Consider the following 17,255-nt stretch of genomic DNA (forward strand, 5'->3'; position numbering starts at 1 on the left):
TTCTCACCTAAACTTTAATACTTTTTAAATTTGCTGATCTCAGCATCAAAGGAACGATCAAATAGACCTGTAATATCAATCCCGCTTTTCAGCAGGCCTATCTTGCCAAACATATTCACAATATCTTGCTCCGAAGCAATTGTCGCCTCATCAACTGGTACAACATGCGTTTTCGTTTGTGCTTCTTCTTCTTGATATTGTTTTAAATAGTCCGATGGTTTTTGATTAATCTGCGGGCCATAAATTTCTGCCCATTCTTTCGGATGCTGTCTTGCCCACTCATTTGCCTCATTGAACCGGGATAAATAATCTAAAATTGCCGCATGCTTTTTCGGATCTTGTATCGCCGCTGGTGTTGCATACCAATAAAAATCTCCGGAAAGAATTTGCGCCGCTGATTGTAAAGTTACAGCACCCTTTTCATGTGCAGAACGGATAGAATTTCCATAGCTCGCTAAAGCATCCACTTCTCCTGTGAGAAGCGCAGATAATCCATCAGAAGTGGACATCGGAATCGTTTCTGCATCGCTCCATGCCAAACCGGCATTTTCTAGCATCTTCGCTAAAAAATAATGTGCTGTTGTACTTTTTACATAAGCGATTTTCTTTCCTTTCAAATCAGCAACTGATTTTATCGGAGAATTAGCGGCTACGACTAACTCCTGATCTAAAGTTGATGATTTTTTCGTTGCAATAATTTTTAGATTACCACCATTTTTTGCTTGCGAAGCAAAAATAGGTGGAATCTGGCTGCCTGTTCCCAAATCCAGCTGATTTGCCGCCATTGCCTCTAAGACTAAATTTCCGCCTTGCATCACGTGAAATTCTACTTTATAAGGGGTTTTATCAAGTCCGGCAGCCGCAATAATTGCCTGCCCGTTTGCACCTGATGCTGCGCCTACCCGAATTACAACATCAGAAAGATCACCGCCTTTTTCAGCAGTCGCCGCTGCATCTTTACTTTTTTCAGTGTTTGACGCAGAATCTCCGCAGCCTGCAAAAATCAATGGGAATAATAAGAATACAAATACTAAAAATGCCTTTGTTTTTTTCATTTGAAAATGTCCTCCAGTTTTATTGCAAATTGCCAAAAATGATAATAAAAAAAGAGACCAATTCCTAAAAAGGAATTGGTCTCTAGTTTTCTAGTCAACCAAACTATCATTTTTCATATCATAAACGATCTATATTCTATTTGTCAATATCTATTTACTGCTTATTTCCGCCAAATATTCAGCTCTGCTTTTCTCCATGCATTTTACCTGCGAAATCAAACACCAAATCGACTTTATTGCTCTACCATACCATTTTTATATGCAAACGCAATCAATTGCATCCTGTTCTGTAAATGTAATTTATCCAAAATATTGCGCAGGTGATTTTTGACTGTGCTTTCACTGATATATAAAGTTTCACTGATTTCTCTATTGCTAAGCCCCTGGCTGATGAGTTGCAAAACTTCCTTTTCTCGTTCCGACAATCTACTGTCTAAAACAACCTGCTTCTGCCCGGAAAATTCCTGCAGAATTTTAGTTGCAAGCACTCGTGATATCGGAACTTCGCCTTGCGCGATACTCACGATATAATCCAGCCAGTATTCCGGCTCCATATTTTTTAATAAATATCCTTGCGCTCCACGTTTAATAGCCTCAAAAAAATCCTGCACATCATCCGATACACTCAGCATAATAATTTTTATATGCGGCATCGCTGATTTAATTTTTTCGGTAGCCTCAAGACCATCACCATTCGGCATACGAATATCCATTAAAATCAATTCTGGCATAAGCTGCGTCGCCTTTTCAACAGCCTCTATTCCGTTGGTTGCCTCACCGACAATCTCAAAAATCGGATTTGCAGAAAGAATACTTACAATGCCCCTTCGCGATAAAAAGTGATCATCTACAATCAATACTTTTATATTCACGACGCCAGCTCCTTTTTCTTATACTTCATAACGGTCACCGTTGTCCCACTGCCGGGGATGCTATCCAGCTTAAGCTCGGCTTTGATTGACTGAATATCCTGCTCCAAGAGTTTATAACCAAAAGAATCTTTCTGACAAAGACTCTTTTTTGCTACAAATCCTTTTCCGTTATCAGCAATGGTCAATTTAAAATTTCCACCACTTTCACACAAACTGACATTCACCTGCGTCGCAGCGGCATGCTTACGAATATTGAACAATAATTCTTGAAAAATATGATATAACTGCTTGCATTCATACGGACTAAACGGAACTTTGCTGACACAATCGACAGACAGATTCACCCTTGTACCCGTCTGCGTTTCATACTGCGCTAAGTGTGTTCGCATCGCAGAAACGAGATCAATATTATCTTCCGCCGCTGCGGTCTGCAATGCAAAAATATGCTGTCTTAACTCGGTGTCCGCAAAACAAATTGCTTCCCGCAGATCATGAATCGAAGTCCATGGTTCCTTTGATTTTTTACAAGCAGTCTCAATCTCCATAATTTTTACATTCATGAAAAACAACGATTGAGCAATACTGTCATGCAAATCCCGAGCAATCCGATATCGTTCCTGTAAAACTGCCGTTTCTTGTTTCTCCTGCTGCAGTTTGCCATACAGATTTTCCATCAGCGAAAAAATACCATGAGAAAATAAAAAAAAGATGACACCCGTCAATATTGCCACCAAAACATTGCCCCAGTCCATCGATATAACATATAAAAATTGGTGCCGAACAAATTCAGCCAGGCCAATACAAACAGCTGCTACAATCGCCGTAATCCATTTCATTTTCGTAATATTCATATAACGCTTCCTCCTATAGCCCCCACTTTTCAGTCTGATTGTACTGGCAAATACTAAATATGTCAATAGAATGACAGCCATATATGGACAGATAGGGCGCGGGTCGGTGATAAGCACTCATCTGCGTTGTTACAGTCGACCAAAGCAAAGTATTTTACCTTGTACAAACTATTTATAATAAAAATATTTTTAGTATAAATAGTAAAAACACTAAATTCGTTCCACTTATATAATCTGGTACGAAGATAGGTTACTGGTTGGTGAGAAGTATTCAGATGCAAGGCACAGCAAGGGGTTGCGAAGGAGTCGTACTTTCGTACGTCGACGAGCAGCACCTTGCTGTACGCCGCAGATGAGTACTTATCGCCTGCCAGTAGCCTATCTGTCATCGTTTGTCAAAAAAAATATTTTTAGTACTTTAAGTTCAGAATATAGTACTTTGAGATAGTTTTATAGTCGACTTAATAGAACTATAATTGATAATGATAATCATTGTATTATTGTCTTAAAATTTAGAACATGGAGGATTCCTATGTATTCAATACGTAACTTAAGTCATTATTTTTTATTTCTATCTTTCGCTTTCACCTCAGTTGCATCACCAATTGCATTTGCAGCAGGCGATACATCAGAGGATATAGAAGCTACCAACACCGACGATTCAGAAAGAACTTTTGTATTTGATGAAATGGTCGTCACAGCCTCGTCCATTACCAGTCCCCTAATTCTTGAAACAGATCCTAAAAAACCTCGACAACCTGTACCAGCAGCCGATGGGGGCGGATATCTAAAGAACATTCCTGGTTTTTCCCTCACTCGCAAAGGAGGCACTGGCGGTGACCCACTGTTTCGCGGCATGGGCGGTACACGTCTGAATGTACTCATGGATGGTGCCTCTGTTTTAGGTGGATGTCCCAGCCGCATGGATCCGACAACGACCTATGCTTATCCAGAATCCTATAGTAAAATTACCTTGATCAAAGGTCCGCAAAGCGTTTTATACGGCAGTAATATTGCCGGTACAATTCTGTTTGAAAGAGATACCGAACCATTCAGCGCACCGGGTACTCGTATGAGCAGCAGCCTGCTCTTTGGCAGCGCTGGCCGCCGCGACCAATTTTTCGATGTTACTTCTGGCGACAAGAATAGTTATATACGCGTCATCAAAACCAAAAGCGATTCTGATGACTACAAGGATGGTAACGGACAAAAAATCCACTCCGCTTATTCCCGAGAAAGCTTGACTGGCATTATCGGTTTTACCCCAAATTCCAACACCCTTCTCGAATTTTCCGTTGATGACAGCAATGGTCAGGCTGCGTATGCAGACCGTATGATGGATGGTTCTAAATTTGACCGCACAAGTTACAATGTCAAATTTGAAAAAAAACATTTATCATCTTCCCTTGAAAACATCAAGTTCAATGCTTCAAGAACTTTTATTGATCACGTAATGGACAACTACTCTTTGCGTCCACTCTCCAATATGTCGATGCCAAAATCAATGGAAGTAAAACGTACAACGACCAATGGACGCTTGGCGGCAGATTTTAACTTATCTCCAAGCAGTAGAGCAACGATTGGCCTTGATTATCAAAAAAATGTACATTCCGGAAATATGGTTATGAACAGTAAAGATTATGCGTCAGTTCCATTGAGTAAAGATATGACCTTTGAGAATTATGGTTTTTTCACTGAATATACACATGATTTAAATGTATCAGATCGTTTACTCAGTGGTATTCGTTTTGACAACCTCTCTGTTACTTATGCAAAATACCCTGGTAGAGAGGATAAGGATAAGACACATGGTGCTTTCTTACGCTATGAACATGATTATGCAAATCATGCGATGACGTCTTATATTGGAATTGGTCATGCACAAAGACCTGCGGACTGGTGGGAAAGAAAAAAAACAGGAGGGATGAATGCCGTTCCAGAAAAAAACACGCAGTTGGACACTGGTCTTCTTTATCACTCTGATAAAACAACCGCGAGTGTATCACTCTTCTATTCTAATGTCGATGATTTTATCCTATTAACCAATAGCGGAAATACTGTCAAAAATATCGATGCTTATCTATATGGCGGCGAAGCAACCTATTCTCATAAACTTTCAGAAACCCTTACAGGCACTGCGACGTTGGCTTATACAAGAGGTACAAATAAAAGCAATAACAGACCACTGCCACAGATAGCACCGCTTGAAGGAAGTCTCGGTCTAAAATATGCCAAAGACAAATGGGAAACTGGTATCTTGTGGCGCATGGTGGCCGCACAAAAACGCTATACAGCAGGTGATGGCAATGAAATCGGCACAGACATTGGTCCAAGCGGCGGTTTCGGTATTTTATCACTCAATACAGCCTATCGCGTAAACGAAAATTGGACTGTGACTGCTGGAGTCGACAACCTGCTTGATAAAAACTATGCTGAATTTGTCAGCCGCACAGGTGCAGCGATCGCTGAGCTTGGTATTCCTTCCACGACAAGAGTCAATGAACCTGGGAGAACATTTTGGCTTAAAGCAAACTGCAAGTTTTAAACGGATTTAACCCTGATCCCCTTCCGCCCTCTTTGCAGAACGATTTGGTGATTTTCTTGCATTTTTTTTAAAAGATACCGTACTTGATTCTCGGGAATAGCTAAACGTTCCGACAATGATCTTCGCCCGATTGAAATATCTTGCTGGTTAGATTGATAGATTTCCTCATAAATTTTCTGCATTAACGTCGTTTCATCTTCCATAGCGAAATTTTTAGCTTGATGTGATAGTTGAAACTCATCTGGCAAATGCTCCAACATAGGCGCCATGTCCGGGCAAAGATTCATTAAATATTCAACCACATTTTGCAATTCACGAATATTCCCCGGCCAACTATAAGATAAAAAGCAGGTCGTAATGTTTTTAAAATAATCTGCGACATCTACGCCATTCTTGCGGCTGCTATTATTTTGATAGAAAGCCTTCGCCAGTAATAAGATATCTTGCCCCCGCTCCCTAAGTGGTGGAAGCTTAATCGGCAAAACATTCAACCGATAATACAAATCCTGACGAAATTGACCATCTGCAATCAGCTTTTTCAAATCACGATTCGTTGCAACGATCACTCTTACGTCAATCGGAATCAATTTAGAACTTCCTACGCGCCGAATTTGCTGTTCTTGTAGAACACGCAGCAATTTCACTTGAAAAGTTAAAGGTGCATCACCAATTTCATCAAGAAAAATCGTTCCTTTATGTGCTTCTTCAAATAAACCGGCAGCACCGCCGCGGTTTGCACCGGTAAAGGCGCCCTCGATATAACCAAACAATTCTGACTCCAGCAAATTCTCCGTCAAAGCGGCAAAATTCACCGCGATAAACGGACCATTGCTTCGCGGCGAGGCGTTATGAATTCCCTGCGCAATCAGTTCTTTTCCAGTTCCACTTTCTCCTTGAATTAAAATTGTTGAATTTGACACTGCCATTTTTTGCGCAATCTCCAGTACCTGCTCAATCGCTTTACTTTGTCCAATGACTTGAGAGAAAGTATATCTGGCAACTTTCTGTTCTTGTACAAATTTTCGCCGCACGGACTCTTCTAGGCGCCGAATCTCCGAAACATCTTTAAATGTATATATTCTGCCGAAATCTGGATTTTCCGGTTGCATATAGGCAACATTGACAATCAAATGATGTCGATTGATCGTAACCAAAGATTCTTTGGTTTGATTCTTTTCATCCAAAACTTCGATTAAATTTGTGTTTGTAATTTGATAAACGGAATGACCGATTGCCTGCTCCGCTTTTATATCAAATAGCTTCTCCGCCACAGGATTTAATACAGAAATTTTTCCACTCCCGTCAATTGCAATAATTCCATCATGTACCGTATCAATCACAGTTTCAAACTGCGTCTTTATTTTATTACTAAAATAAATCATCTGACTGTCGTTTTTAATTAAACGGATGATATCACGCACATAATTAGCAGATAAAAAGTTTGCATATACATTGAGTAAATTTAATTGCAGCAGCACCTCTACCAAAGTTGTAATATCAATCAGTCGCGTCTTTATATCAATAACCTCTTCCACAAAATCGGGAACAAGTTCCTTTTCACCAGGGGTAATCGCGATTTTTAATTTAGGATAATGCAAGCTTTGCGGTGAATACGGATAATAATTGATATGATCAATCCCCAACGTTTGCAAAAGTGCAATGGTCTGATTTGCACTGGACGCTAAATCGTTTACCAGCAAAACATCCGTTCCTGCCGGAATTTCAAATAGCTTATTTACTTCATGATAATTGATGGAACGCCTTGCAATTAATATCGGACAAGTTTTATTTACATAAATTTTAGCTCTTCGATAGGCGTGCTGACTTGAAAATAAAACAAGATCTGCCTTAATATTGGTTGGGATTAGCCCATTCTCTATATAGTAATTATTCACATTTACACGATTTCCCAATAATCGATATAACTGCTCACGAAACGCTATGGATGTATTCTGCCCCATTGCGACCACAACTAAATTTCTCATAAAAACCTTCTCTCTAAAAGGGAAATATAAAAGGGATTGATATTTTTAATCCCTTTTATATTTCCCTTTTTCATTTAGAAATCCTCCTTACACGCAAAAAAACGTTCTGAAACAAGGTTTACAGGATTACATTTGCCCCATATATTGAAAATTCTACAAAAAAATACATTGGCATGAAAATTGCAATATTTTAGTCACTGTGTATATAAAATAACAAGGAGGCTATTCATCGTATGAAACAAACAAACAATTCTTCAGTACAAGTTCCTTTATCCGGGTATATCGCATTTTTCTTTGCCATTTTATTATTTTCCGGTATTTTTTCTTCAAGCGACGGCTGGATGAAAGCATTGGACTTTAATGTACTTAATGGTTCTTTTGGTAAAATCGAAGGTATTGAAAAAGCTTTCACTTTCCGTGGTGCTGGCGGCAGCGGTGCAAGAGACGGCTTTTTATTTGCTTTTGAATTAATACCCGCAGTTATTTTAGCTTTAGGTCTTGTAAATGTGATTGATGGTCTGGGCGGATTGAAAGCAGCGCAAAAACTCATGTCACCGATTTTAAAACCATTATTAGGTGTTCCCGGTGTGGCTGCACTCGCCAATATTGCCAATATGCAAAGTACAGATGCAGCTGCCGGCATGGTAAAAGAACTTGTCGATACAGGTGAATTAACAGATAAAGAACGCTCCGTTATCATCTCCTATCAGACAAGTGGCAGTGCATTTATTACCAACTATTTCTCTTCCGGTGCCGCGGTTTTCAGCTTTATGCTCGTGCCAATTATCGTTCCGATTCTTGTTATACTCGTCTTTAAAATCGTTGGCGCGAACTTAATGCGTTTATATTTAAAAGCAGTTTCAAATAAACCGGCAACAGGAGGCAACAATCATGACAACTAAACCAATAGCAGAAGTAACACCAAATAAAAACATTCTTGATTTATTTATTGACGGCGCACGCCGCGGTTTTACCATTGGGACAACGAGTCTTTTACCGAATGTTGTAATGGCTTTTGTTATCATTCGAATTTTAGAAGTTACCGGATTATTAAAAATTATTGGTATTGTCTGTGCACCAATCATGGCACTATGGGGGCTGCCAGGTGAAGCAGCGACTGTCATCATTACTTCGCTGATGAGTATGGGCGGCGGCATTGGCGTTGCTGTAAGCCTTTATACCAACGCACACTTAGATGCCATGCAAGTCACGATGCTTGTACCTGCGATCTACCTTATGGGAAATCCAGTACAAAACATTGGACGTTGTTTAGGAATCTCTGGCGTTAATACAAAACATTATCCTGCAATTTTAGCAATTTGCGTCATCAATGCCCTTCTATCAATTTGGGCAATGCGTCTAATTCTCATGTTTTTTTAATGCATAAATTTAAATTACTACAGTAAAAGGAGGACATGATGATGTCCACAACACAACCATTTTTTACACTATTACGTAATGCCCATATTATTGCACCAGATGAACTTGGCATACAAGATATTTTAATCGCAGGTAATAAAATCGCTGCCATCGGCAAGGATTTAAACCTTCCACAAAATTATGACTGCAACGAAATTGATTTGGAAGGCCAAACGATCCTGCCTGGCTTTATCGACAGCCATGTGCATTTGATTGGCGGTGGCGGTGAAGGCGGTTATGCAACTAGAACACCGGAGATCGTTTTATCCAAAGTTACGACTTCCGGCGTAACCACATTAGTCGGATGCCTTGGAACCGACGGCACAACCCGCCATATGGAAAGTTTACTTGCAAAAGCACGCGGGCTTGAAGAAGAAGGTCTTTCCACTTATATTTATACTGGCTCTTATGAAATTCCAACACCAACGATTACCGGCAGTGTCCGCAAAGATATTATCATCATTGATAAAATCATCGGCACAGGCGAAATCGCTATGGCAGACCATCGTTCGGCGCAGCCAACCAAACGCGAATATCAAAAATTAGCCGCCGAAGCAAGAGTCGGCGGCATGCTAAGCGGAAAAGCTGGTATCGTCGACATGCATATGGGTGACGGGACCGACGGCATGAAACTTTTATATGAGATTACAGCAAACGGAGAATTGCCAAAGTCACAATTTTTGCCGACGCATGTGAATCGCAATCCACAATTATTAGAAGAAAGCATTGATTGGGCAAAACAAGGCGGTATCATGGATATCACCTCCGGTGTCAGTCCGGCAAGCGGCGCATCTAAATCAATTAAACCTAGTAAAGCTGTAAAACAAGCACTGGAAGCCGGCGTTCCTTTGACACAAATCACCATGAGTTCAGATGGCAACGGAAGCGTGCCACTCTTTGATGAAAAGGGTAACACAATCGGTGTAGGCGTTGCTAGCCAAACTTCCATGCTCGAAGAAGTTCGTGATATGGTGCAGAATGAAGGTATAAAACTCAGCGATGCCATTCAAATTGTTACAAGCAATGTAGCCAGAGCTTTAAAACTCTATCCAGACAAAGGCAGCATCTGCCAAGGCGCTGCTGCAGACCTCATCGTGATCGACACAGCCTTTCATTTGACCAATGTTTGGTGTAAAGGCAAACACATGGTGGAAAACGGACAGCCTATCGTTTTTGGTACCTTCGAAGCGCATACAAAATAAAAGTTAACGAAAAACGGATGCAGCAGAATCAAGTACTGCGGCATCCGTTTTTTATTGCAAATAAAATGTTCATTTACAATAAGAGTTTTACCCTTTTTTTGCTGTTACATATGCAGAAGCGCTTTCATAGGTCTGCTGTATATGATTCTGCATTTTTTGTCTTGCCATTTCGACATTGCCGACCTTTACAGCAAGCAATATTTCTAAATGTTCCTGCAGTGATGCCCTATAACGGTAGTCACCACTAAAAATCGCGTTCATTCCAAATCGCCGAATTTTGTCACGCAATTCTCCCATCATACCGGTTAACAAATCATTTTGAGCCATTTCTAGCAAAAGTCCGTGGAAAGTAACATCCATATCCATGAAAACCTTACTGTCATATTTACTTGAACTATACTTTTGATTTTGATGACATTCCTCAAGACGTGTAATAAACGCCTCTGTTCTATTTTCTATCGCCAGCTCCACAGCCAAAACTTCCAAGGCTGTACGTATCTGAAAGATATTTTTTAAATCCTCTTCTCCCATCTTTTTCACAATAATGCCTTTATACGGAATATACTCGACAAGGTTTTCCGATTCCAAGGCTTTGAGTGCTTCTCGAACGGGACTGCGGCTTACATTAAATTCCTCAGAAATTTTCCGTTCATTTAAAATATCTTCTTCGTTATAACGCTGACTAAGAATATCTTCTTTTAACATCGTATAAATCTGTTGTTTTAAAGATTCCGCTTTTTTTATCATTCTCATCGTTGCAAACCCCAATTATAAATTTTTCATTTTAAATAAAAATAGCATGCTATATAAATCATATCATCTTTATATAGCATGCTACAAATTTTTATCTTCATCTAAATAATAAAAGTGATAAGAAAAGAGATTCCTAATCCAACAATCATCGATGGTCTTTGCCATTTATTTGCAAGTTTTTGGTTTGTACCCGGTATAACACCCGCTACGACCGGCAACGCTGTTAATGCACCACCGCTAAGAAAAAGCTGCATGATAGCGCAACCAGAAATGGCGGCAAAGCTAACCGCCAAAGGATCAGCGCCTAATCCCAACACAATTTGCACAAACGGTAAAACAATTGGCGCTGAAGCGGCATTAGACTGCGTAATTGTCCCGGCTAAAGCTGAAATCATAAGCAAGATCTGGATTGGTGCAAAAGCAAGGTATGGGCTAACATAATCAGCAACCAAGCTCACTAAACCAATCTTAGAAATAACGATCGACATGTACATGAGACTGATAATCGCTACGATTGGAATTGCGATCTGTGTCACACCATTGAGCATGAACTTTTCCCCTTCTGCTAATTTCAAGCCCGCCATAAGAATCACTAATACACTACAGCCAACGCCAACTAAAAATATCGGGATTCCCATGAAAAATGTAATGCACAAAACCAAGAATGGGAAAAACGCTTTTGCAAATGACGGTGCATTTTCGGGCAGTGTGAAAGTCGTATCCTCAAGATCCTTGCGAATCTCTATCCCGTCTTGTATCATTTCTCTTTTTGCACGATAATACACAAAAATATAAATTCCTATGCATCCTGCAAAAGTCCAGAAATTAATCAAACCAAATTTTACACCGGTCAAACCTAAAATCGCCAGCATCGTAGGATGCGTGAAGCCGGCATTATTTGCGCCTATATTTGCCAAAGAAATAATCGCAGAAGTTTTATTCGACGATAATCCCAAGCGCGTTGACGCCGGTCCAGCAACGGTAGCCATAATGACGGGTTGCGTAAAAGCTGTCAATGATCCAAGCAACGCAGCTGCCAAACTAGCTGCAGTTGCAATTCCCGGGGCTCCGCCTTTTTTTCTGCCAAACTCCATAATCTTGCAAATAATTACATCCATATAGCCAGATGCCTGCATCACGCCGATAAACAGCAATACGCCTAACATATCAATGATTACAGGATTCATCGCACTAACTAGTAATTTCGGAATGGCGTCCGGACTTGAACCCATGAGCGGAAATCCAGCCGCCAAAGCGGCCAACGTAGTGCCAATAACAGCAGTTAAATAAAGCGGTGCAAGCCCTAAGATCATAACACCAAGTGTTATTACCATAATAATTTGCGCTGTAATCATCTTACTTCACCTTCTCACTTTCGTTTTTCATAAATTAATGTTCTTGTATCACTTTGATCTTGTATGTTAAAGCTATCTCACGATTGAGCTTTTCATCTACGATCTTACAAGAGAATTTATCCCCGAATTTAAATCCATCTTTCAATGGAACTGTCCCTGTATAAATCAGACAATGATTAACATCCAACTCTTTTTCAATTTCAGAAATAATGCATTCCAAGGACAATAAATCACTTGTCAGGCCAGCTTGATATTCCACTTCCGTGTCATCAATTACCTGCGAAGAAACCAATTTGATTGCATCGAAATGATCTTTAATTTCGTCATACTCCCAGAACTCTTTAGCATAGGGCTTTAAACAAACCTGTTTCGATTTATGGATACTCACCGCTTCCAATTCTCGATCTGTGTGATCGCTGCCAATCCCGATATAATATTTATGATCACGTACAAGGATAATATATTCAACTTCACCACTTGTTTTATCGGCAATCACCTCAATTGTATCCTCAGACGTCAGCAGCCCCTTTGCACATTGATACACAACAGGCACAGATTTTGGACAATGAATTCCTTCCGCTTCCAATTCTCGAATATGTTCCATCGTTTTTTCTATGTCTTTTCCGGCGAAGCCGACAACAATCAATTTATCTAGTTCCATAGATTCTTCTTTGCGCCCTTGTTTTGTCACTACAGTATATTTCATCATTTTTCCTCCTCGGTTTCTTTCTTAGTCTACTTTATAGTATGCAGGTTTTCTATCACGAAAAATATTGATAGACTCACGAATCCCTTGTATCATCTCCATATCAATTTCACCGGTTTGAATTTCCTCCTCGGTCCCCATATGACAGATGGGTTCACCCCAAGGATTGATTAAAAGAGAATTTCCACCATATTTAGTTTCTCCTGCATAACCACAGGCATTTACCGCACAGACATACATCTGATTTTCAATGGCTCTGGCTGTAGCCAGTGTAACCCAATGCAACTTTCTGGCAAGCGGCCACTGCGCAGGAATAAACATCAAGTCTACGCCCTGCAAAGTTGCTGTACGAATGAACTCCGGAAATCTCATATCATAACAAATCACACAAGAACACTTTATACCATCCAAGCTGAAATGAATCACTTTATTGCCACCTTTAAAGTAATGGTGTTCATCTGATGGAGTAAACCCATGTACTTTGTCATACGCGCCAACAACCTCACCTAAACGATTAAACACATATAATGTATTGTAAATGTTCCCTTCTTTTTTATTAGCTACAGAGCCTGCCACAATATTTACATGATGCGCACTGGCAAATGCACCAAATACCTCTTTCGTTTTTTCTCCATCAACATCGGCTAACGTTGACAACCCTTCTTTAGGGAAAAAACCTACATTCATCGTTTCAGGAAACACTATAATATCCGGTTTTTCTTTCATCGCGTTTTCCATTAACTGCACTGCACGCTGATAATTTTCCTCAGGTTTAGCAAATGCAACATCCATCTGGATCAAACTAATTCTTTTTTTCATTTCGAACCTCCTCACGCGAATGGTGTATAGTATGTGGTATACCATTTGCAGTAAATAAAAAAAGATGTCTTATAAGAATGTAAAATTACATCCTTACAAGACATCTTTGTCTTCTGAAATTATTTAAATAAAACGTCCAGAGCAAACTTCGGTACCCTCTTTGCTCTTTTCAATTGCAACTTATTATTTTTTATATCATATCTTCTTTTACTTACACTGTCAATAAGAATCTTTCACCATAAAAATGCATTTAAATAAGCAATGCACCCCGCTCTTTGTACCGCGTAATCAAAAATTCAGATTCGACACTTTGAATTCCGTCAATCTCGCGTAGTTGCTGCGCATAACGACTTACATGCTCCTGATTATCAAACAATGCATGTACATGTAAATGAGGTTTTCCGCTCATTTGATATACATTGGTAATCTCATCCGAATTTAATAGTGTCTCAGCAATCTGATCCATTTTGCTCCATTCCACATCAATATTAAAATAAATCGAAAGATTTTTTCCTGCTTTCAAAGGATTTACAACAATCGTAAAATTGCTGATAATTCCATGTTCTACAAGCTGACTGACTCTTTCACGAACGGCCGCACGCGTCAAACCAACTAGCCGCCCAAGCTCCGCATGACTTAGCCGCCCATTCTCTGATAAGTATTTCAAAATCTGCCGATCAATTTCATCAAGATTTTTAAATTGCATTGTTCTCATCCTTCATCCTAATTTATTTTACAATGTAAAATAAATTATATTTTTATTGAACGATTGTATAAATTATATTATACTTATGATTATGATTTTTGTATATATAGTGAATGAAATCTGTACTCATAAAAAACTTTCATTTTACTATACTATAAAAGATTGGAGTGAATTACATGACGATTATGGCTTTCAACATTTTACTTATTTCAATTTCTGCCGGAATTATGGGGTCGATCTTGGGACTTGGCGGGGGGATTATCATGACCCCAGCATTAACTTTTATCTTTGGCATAGATATTCAATATGCCATCGGCGCGAGTTTAATTTCAGTCATTGCTACTTCCAGCGGGGCTGCCATTGCTTATATTCGTGACGGTATTACCAATATTCGTGTTGGTATGTTTCTAGAAATTGCAACGACCATAGGCGCAATTACAGGCGCAATTATCGGCGGACTCATTGCCCCAGACTTATTATACTTGATTTTCGGCATATTCATCATCTATTCTGCAATCTTAATGTTAAAAAAAGTTGCACAAGAACTGCCCGGTGAAGTACCTTTGCATCCGTTGGCAAAGACATTGAAACTGCAAGGCGAATATTACGACAAAGCTTTAGATAAAACGATTGCATACAACGCAGACAGGGTTTACAGTGGTTTTGGTGTCATGTATGGCGCTGGTATTATCTCTGGGCTCTTAGGCATCGGCAGTGGAAGTTTTAAGGTTATGGCAATGGATGTCTTTATGAAATTGCCCCTTAAGGTATCTAGTGCAACAAGCAATTTTATGATGGGTGTAACCGGTGCAGCCAGTGCAGCAATTTATATCTATAGAGGCGATATAGATCCGGTGATATCCGCCCCTGTAGCATTAGGTGTCTTAATTGGTTCAACAATTGGTGCAAGGCTGATGCAGAAATTAAAAAGTAAAACAATCCGCAAGCTCTTTATTCCTATTCTTCTCTACGTCGGGCTTCAGATGATATTGCAAGGATTGGGGGTTAAATTCTAATGGAAAACAAGCAAACGCAAGCCTCACATCATTTACTTAAAGCAGAGCTTTTTGTTAGCTATGCACTGCGCGTTGGCGTATTCTTAAGTGCAACTGTGATCCTACTTGGCCTGATCAGATTCTTTCTAACCGGAGAAAGTGGCTATCCAGGAAATACTTATCCCACAAGAATACCTGATATTCTTCTAGGTGCACTCGCGCTTAAATCTTTTGGCATCATTATGTTCGGTCTTCTATTACTCATCTTAACCCCAGTTTTCCGTGTTGGAATTTCCATCTTGGTCTTTAGCCTTGAAAAAGATTGGCTATATACAGGAATTTCAGCAATTGTTTTTCTGATCCTTTGCAGCAGTTTTTTCTTTGGGAAATAACCGATTTTGACTCTAAATCGATCTATCTCATCGACTAAATACAAAACAGGCTTTCGTTAAATTTAACGAAAGCCTGTTTTGTATTTAGGGCTATCTTCTAATTGCAATATTGTCCACCGTTTTTTCAAACTTCTGGCTGCAGCCCACAGCATTAATCCAAAGATAAGAACTGTTATATCTACACCTGCAGTGACCCAATCACCATTTACAATCGTTTTTGATAATCCAACCGATGTCATTAACGCATTTAACAAGGGCAATCCCAGCGCAAGTCCCGCTGCCAGATAAAGTTGCTGCGGCCATGCTTTTTCCTTTGGCTGCAAAAAAGCATGAATGAATAGACAAAGCCAAAAGAAGAAAAATGCGCCAATCTCGGCTTCCGCTCGCCCTTTCAATGCAACTGGCAGCAAGCGATTCACCCATAAAAAACCAAGTGAAGCTGTAATCAATCCAGCAATTACACCTATATTAATAGATTCTGCCACCCGAAAAAGATCGCGGTCAGTTCCCCATTCCTTGGCATATCTCGCTCGTCTCTTAATCGTAAAAAACACGAGTCCCGTGCCAATCATGATTGAGCTGATCATTCCCAAGATAAAGTACAGCCACGCCATAGGATAGCCGCCAAATTTGACAATATGCAAGCCTACCAGAGATCGTACAAGCGTCGCTTGTGTCCCCCATTTCGTCTGACTTACCAGCCATTCACCACTTACGCCATCAAATGTAACCCGATCAGCAATCGCTAAAAGACGATCATCGACACGTCGCATAAAATTAATCACGGTATTACGACTATCGGGATTTGGAACTTGTATACACCAAATATTGCCGTCACCAATTTCCCGTTCTGCCGCCGGTACTAAATCAGCAAGTGGATACGTCTGGACCTTTTCTCGACTCTTAGGTCTTTCCACAACCTGTAAGAGATCGACCCAAAACTTATTTTGCCCTTGGTAGAATGTATGCATTGATACAGGCATGATATCCATAAAGGTCATCACCAACCCAGAATATGTGATCATCACTACAAAGGGCAGTGTCAAAATTCCCGTCATCGTATGTACACTGAGCCAGCTACGTCGCCAACGCAAAAAAAAGAAATCTTTGATTACACTGCGGCGAATCACAATACCAGAAATTACTGCTGCTAACATCGCCAATCCGGCTATGCTGACCAACCAAGTGCCTGTATGCCCCCGACTCAATTCATAATGAAAAAGTGCAAAAAACTCCCCGCCCTCTGTATCTCTAGCCTTAATAACCGCGCCCGTAGACGGATCAATAAATTGATGAAAATCCTGCTTACCTTTTTTCCAGGAAACTTCTACATTTGAGATGCGTCCCTGCGGAAGGGTAATAAACCAAACATCAGCATCAGAGGCGAGCTGCCGCAGTGCTTTTTCTGCAGCAGCAACAGATACAGCCGTTGCTGCGCGCTGCTGCACACGCACTTCCGGACGCATCCATGCACTGATTTCTGGTTCAAACACCGCAATTGTACCAGTAAAGAACACAATAAATAATACCCAACCAAGACATAGTCCACCCCAAGTATGAAACATCTTCATTCCTTGCAACATTGTATTTTTCCTCACAC

Annotated in this window: 16 protein-coding genes; 6 read left to right on the forward strand and 10 right to left on the reverse strand. The window is 40.1% G+C overall.

Annotation, left to right across the window (positions count from 1 at the left end; all coding sequences use genetic code 11):
* Positions 1-14: 14 nt before the first annotated feature.
* The 3 genes from BN6559_RS06510 to BN6559_RS06520 all read right to left on the reverse strand — a co-directional run bounded on the left by BN6559_RS06510 (position 15) and on the right by BN6559_RS06520 (position 2,778).
* On the reverse strand, positions 15-1,055 hold the full coding sequence (locus BN6559_RS06510) for an ABC transporter substrate-binding protein (protein WP_110953963.1): 1,041 nt from the start codon (positions 1,053-1,055) through the stop codon (positions 15-17).
* 233 nt (positions 1,056-1,288) lie between these two features.
* On the reverse strand, positions 1,289-1,927 hold the full coding sequence (locus BN6559_RS06515) for a response regulator (protein ID WP_110953964.1): 639 nt from the start codon (positions 1,925-1,927) through the stop codon (positions 1,289-1,291).
* Positions 1,924-2,778: a sensor histidine kinase gene (locus tag BN6559_RS06520; protein WP_110953965.1), complete on the reverse strand. Its 855-nt coding sequence runs from the start codon at positions 2,776-2,778 to the stop codon at positions 1,924-1,926. The genes BN6559_RS06515 and BN6559_RS06520 overlap by 4 nt, the downstream gene beginning before the upstream one ends.
* Positions 2,779-3,310: 532 nt before the next feature.
* On the opposite strand from BN6559_RS06520, the gene BN6559_RS06525 reads away from it, so the two are divergent.
* On the forward strand, positions 3,311-5,323 hold the full coding sequence (locus BN6559_RS06525; protein WP_110953966.1) for a TonB-dependent copper receptor: 2,013 nt from the start codon (positions 3,311-3,313) through the stop codon (positions 5,321-5,323).
* Here BN6559_RS06525 and BN6559_RS19645 read toward each other — a convergent pair.
* The gene (locus BN6559_RS19645) at positions 5,320-7,308 is read right to left on the reverse strand and encodes a sigma-54 interaction domain-containing protein (protein ID WP_110953967.1); all 1,989 of its coding nucleotides are present in this window, start codon (positions 7,306-7,308) and stop codon (positions 5,320-5,322) included. The two genes, BN6559_RS06525 and BN6559_RS19645, sit on opposite strands and share 4 nt — an antisense overlap.
* Before the next feature lie 233 nt (positions 7,309-7,541).
* Here BN6559_RS19645 and BN6559_RS06535 point away from each other — a divergent pair, with 233 nt between their 5' ends.
* The 3 genes from BN6559_RS06535 to iadA are packed head-to-tail and all read left to right on the forward strand — an operon-like array spanning position 7,542 to position 9,929.
* Complete coding sequence (locus BN6559_RS06535; protein ID WP_110953968.1) at positions 7,542-8,210, forward strand: nucleoside recognition domain-containing protein; 669 nt, start codon at positions 7,542-7,544, stop codon at positions 8,208-8,210.
* Positions 8,200-8,688, forward strand: coding sequence for a YjiG family protein (locus BN6559_RS06540; protein ID WP_110953969.1), 489 nt, complete (start codon positions 8,200-8,202; stop codon positions 8,686-8,688). Before BN6559_RS06535 ends, BN6559_RS06540 begins: the two co-directional genes overlap by 11 nt.
* 41 nt (positions 8,689-8,729) lie before the next feature.
* Positions 8,730-9,929, forward strand: coding sequence for a beta-aspartyl-peptidase (gene iadA, locus BN6559_RS06545; protein WP_110953970.1), 1,200 nt, complete (start codon positions 8,730-8,732; stop codon positions 9,927-9,929).
* Positions 9,930-10,016: 87 nt separating this feature from the next.
* Here the strand turns inward: iadA and BN6559_RS06550 are convergent, their stop codons facing one another.
* The 5 genes from BN6559_RS06550 to BN6559_RS06570 form a co-directional block, all read right to left on the reverse strand.
* On the reverse strand, positions 10,017-10,682 hold the full coding sequence (locus BN6559_RS06550) for a GntR family transcriptional regulator (RefSeq protein WP_110953971.1): 666 nt from the start codon (positions 10,680-10,682) through the stop codon (positions 10,017-10,019).
* A 101-nt stretch (positions 10,683-10,783) separates the two neighbouring features.
* Positions 10,784-12,037, reverse strand: coding sequence for a citrate transporter (locus BN6559_RS06555; RefSeq protein ID WP_110953972.1), 1,254 nt, complete (start codon positions 12,035-12,037; stop codon positions 10,784-10,786).
* A gap of 34 nt (positions 12,038-12,071) precedes the next feature.
* Entirely contained in the window at positions 12,072-12,746 is a 675-nt protein-coding gene (locus BN6559_RS06560) for a DUF2848 family protein (protein WP_110953973.1), read from the reverse strand.
* Positions 12,747-12,767: 21 nt separating this feature from the next.
* Entirely contained in the window at positions 12,768-13,562 is a 795-nt protein-coding gene (locus BN6559_RS06565; RefSeq protein ID WP_110953974.1) for a carbon-nitrogen family hydrolase, read from the reverse strand.
* Positions 13,563-13,812: 250 nt separating this feature from the next.
* Positions 13,813-14,268, reverse strand: coding sequence for an Lrp/AsnC family transcriptional regulator (locus BN6559_RS06570; protein WP_110953975.1), 456 nt, complete (start codon positions 14,266-14,268; stop codon positions 13,813-13,815).
* Positions 14,269-14,444: 176 nt separating this feature from the next.
* Here BN6559_RS06570 and BN6559_RS06575 point away from each other — a divergent pair, with 176 nt between their 5' ends.
* Both BN6559_RS06575 and BN6559_RS06580 read left to right on the forward strand, forming a co-directional pair.
* Positions 14,445-15,284: a sulfite exporter TauE/SafE family protein gene (locus BN6559_RS06575; protein WP_110953976.1), complete on the forward strand. Its 840-nt coding sequence runs from the start codon at positions 14,445-14,447 to the stop codon at positions 15,282-15,284.
* Positions 15,284-15,655, forward strand: a complete 372-nt coding sequence (locus BN6559_RS06580) for a DUF1634 domain-containing protein (protein WP_110953977.1) — start codon at positions 15,284-15,286, stop codon at positions 15,653-15,655. The genes BN6559_RS06575 and BN6559_RS06580 overlap by 1 nt, the downstream gene beginning before the upstream one ends.
* A gap of 62 nt (positions 15,656-15,717) precedes the next feature.
* Here the strand turns inward: BN6559_RS06580 and BN6559_RS06585 are convergent, their stop codons facing one another.
* Positions 15,718-17,253 (reverse strand): PepSY-associated TM helix domain-containing protein, encoded by a 1,536-nt coding sequence (locus BN6559_RS06585; protein ID WP_110953978.1) that lies wholly within the window; start codon positions 17,251-17,253, stop codon positions 15,718-15,720.
* Positions 17,254-17,255: the final 2 nt, after the last annotated feature.

It is taken from the genome of Massilibacillus massiliensis (assembly GCF_900086705.1).
Taxonomy (GTDB): Bacteria; Bacillota; Negativicutes; order FLKF01; family FLKF01; genus Massilibacillus; species Massilibacillus massiliensis.

Bases quoted from the DNA above. Each gene is read 5' to 3' on its own strand.
- BN6559_RS06580 (WP_110953977.1), top strand. From the start codon at position 15,284: ATGGAAAACAAGCAAACGCAAGCCTCACATCATTTACTTAAAGCAGAG.
- iadA (WP_110953970.1), top strand. From the start codon at position 8,730: ATGTCCACAACACAACCATTTTTTACACTATTACGTAATGCCCATATT.
- BN6559_RS19645 (WP_110953967.1), bottom strand. From the start codon at position 7,308: ATGAGAAATTTAGTTGTGGTCGCAATGGGGCAGAATACATCCATAGCG.
- BN6559_RS06565 (WP_110953974.1), bottom strand. From the start codon at position 13,562: ATGAAAAAAAGAATTAGTTTGATCCAGATGGATGTTGCATTTGCTAAA.
- BN6559_RS06550 (WP_110953971.1), bottom strand. From the start codon at position 10,682: ATGAGAATGATAAAAAAAGCGGAATCTTTAAAACAACAGATTTATACG.
- BN6559_RS06575 (WP_110953976.1), top strand. From the start codon at position 14,445: ATGACGATTATGGCTTTCAACATTTTACTTATTTCAATTTCTGCCGGA.
- BN6559_RS06540 (WP_110953969.1), top strand. From the start codon at position 8,200: ATGACAACTAAACCAATAGCAGAAGTAACACCAAATAAAAACATTCTT.
- BN6559_RS06560 (WP_110953973.1), bottom strand. From the start codon at position 12,746: ATGATGAAATATACTGTAGTGACAAAACAAGGGCGCAAAGAAGAATCT.
- BN6559_RS06555 (WP_110953972.1), bottom strand. From the start codon at position 12,037: ATGATTACAGCGCAAATTATTATGGTAATAACACTTGGTGTTATGATC.
- BN6559_RS06520 (WP_110953965.1), bottom strand. From the start codon at position 2,778: ATGAATATTACGAAAATGAAATGGATTACGGCGATTGTAGCAGCTGTT.
- BN6559_RS06570 (WP_110953975.1), bottom strand. From the start codon at position 14,268: ATGCAATTTAAAAATCTTGATGAAATTGATCGGCAGATTTTGAAATAC.
- BN6559_RS06535 (WP_110953968.1), top strand. From the start codon at position 7,542: ATGAAACAAACAAACAATTCTTCAGTACAAGTTCCTTTATCCGGGTAT.
- BN6559_RS06525 (WP_110953966.1), top strand. From the start codon at position 3,311: ATGTATTCAATACGTAACTTAAGTCATTATTTTTTATTTCTATCTTTC.
- BN6559_RS06510 (WP_110953963.1), bottom strand. From the start codon at position 1,055: ATGAAAAAAACAAAGGCATTTTTAGTATTTGTATTCTTATTATTCCCA.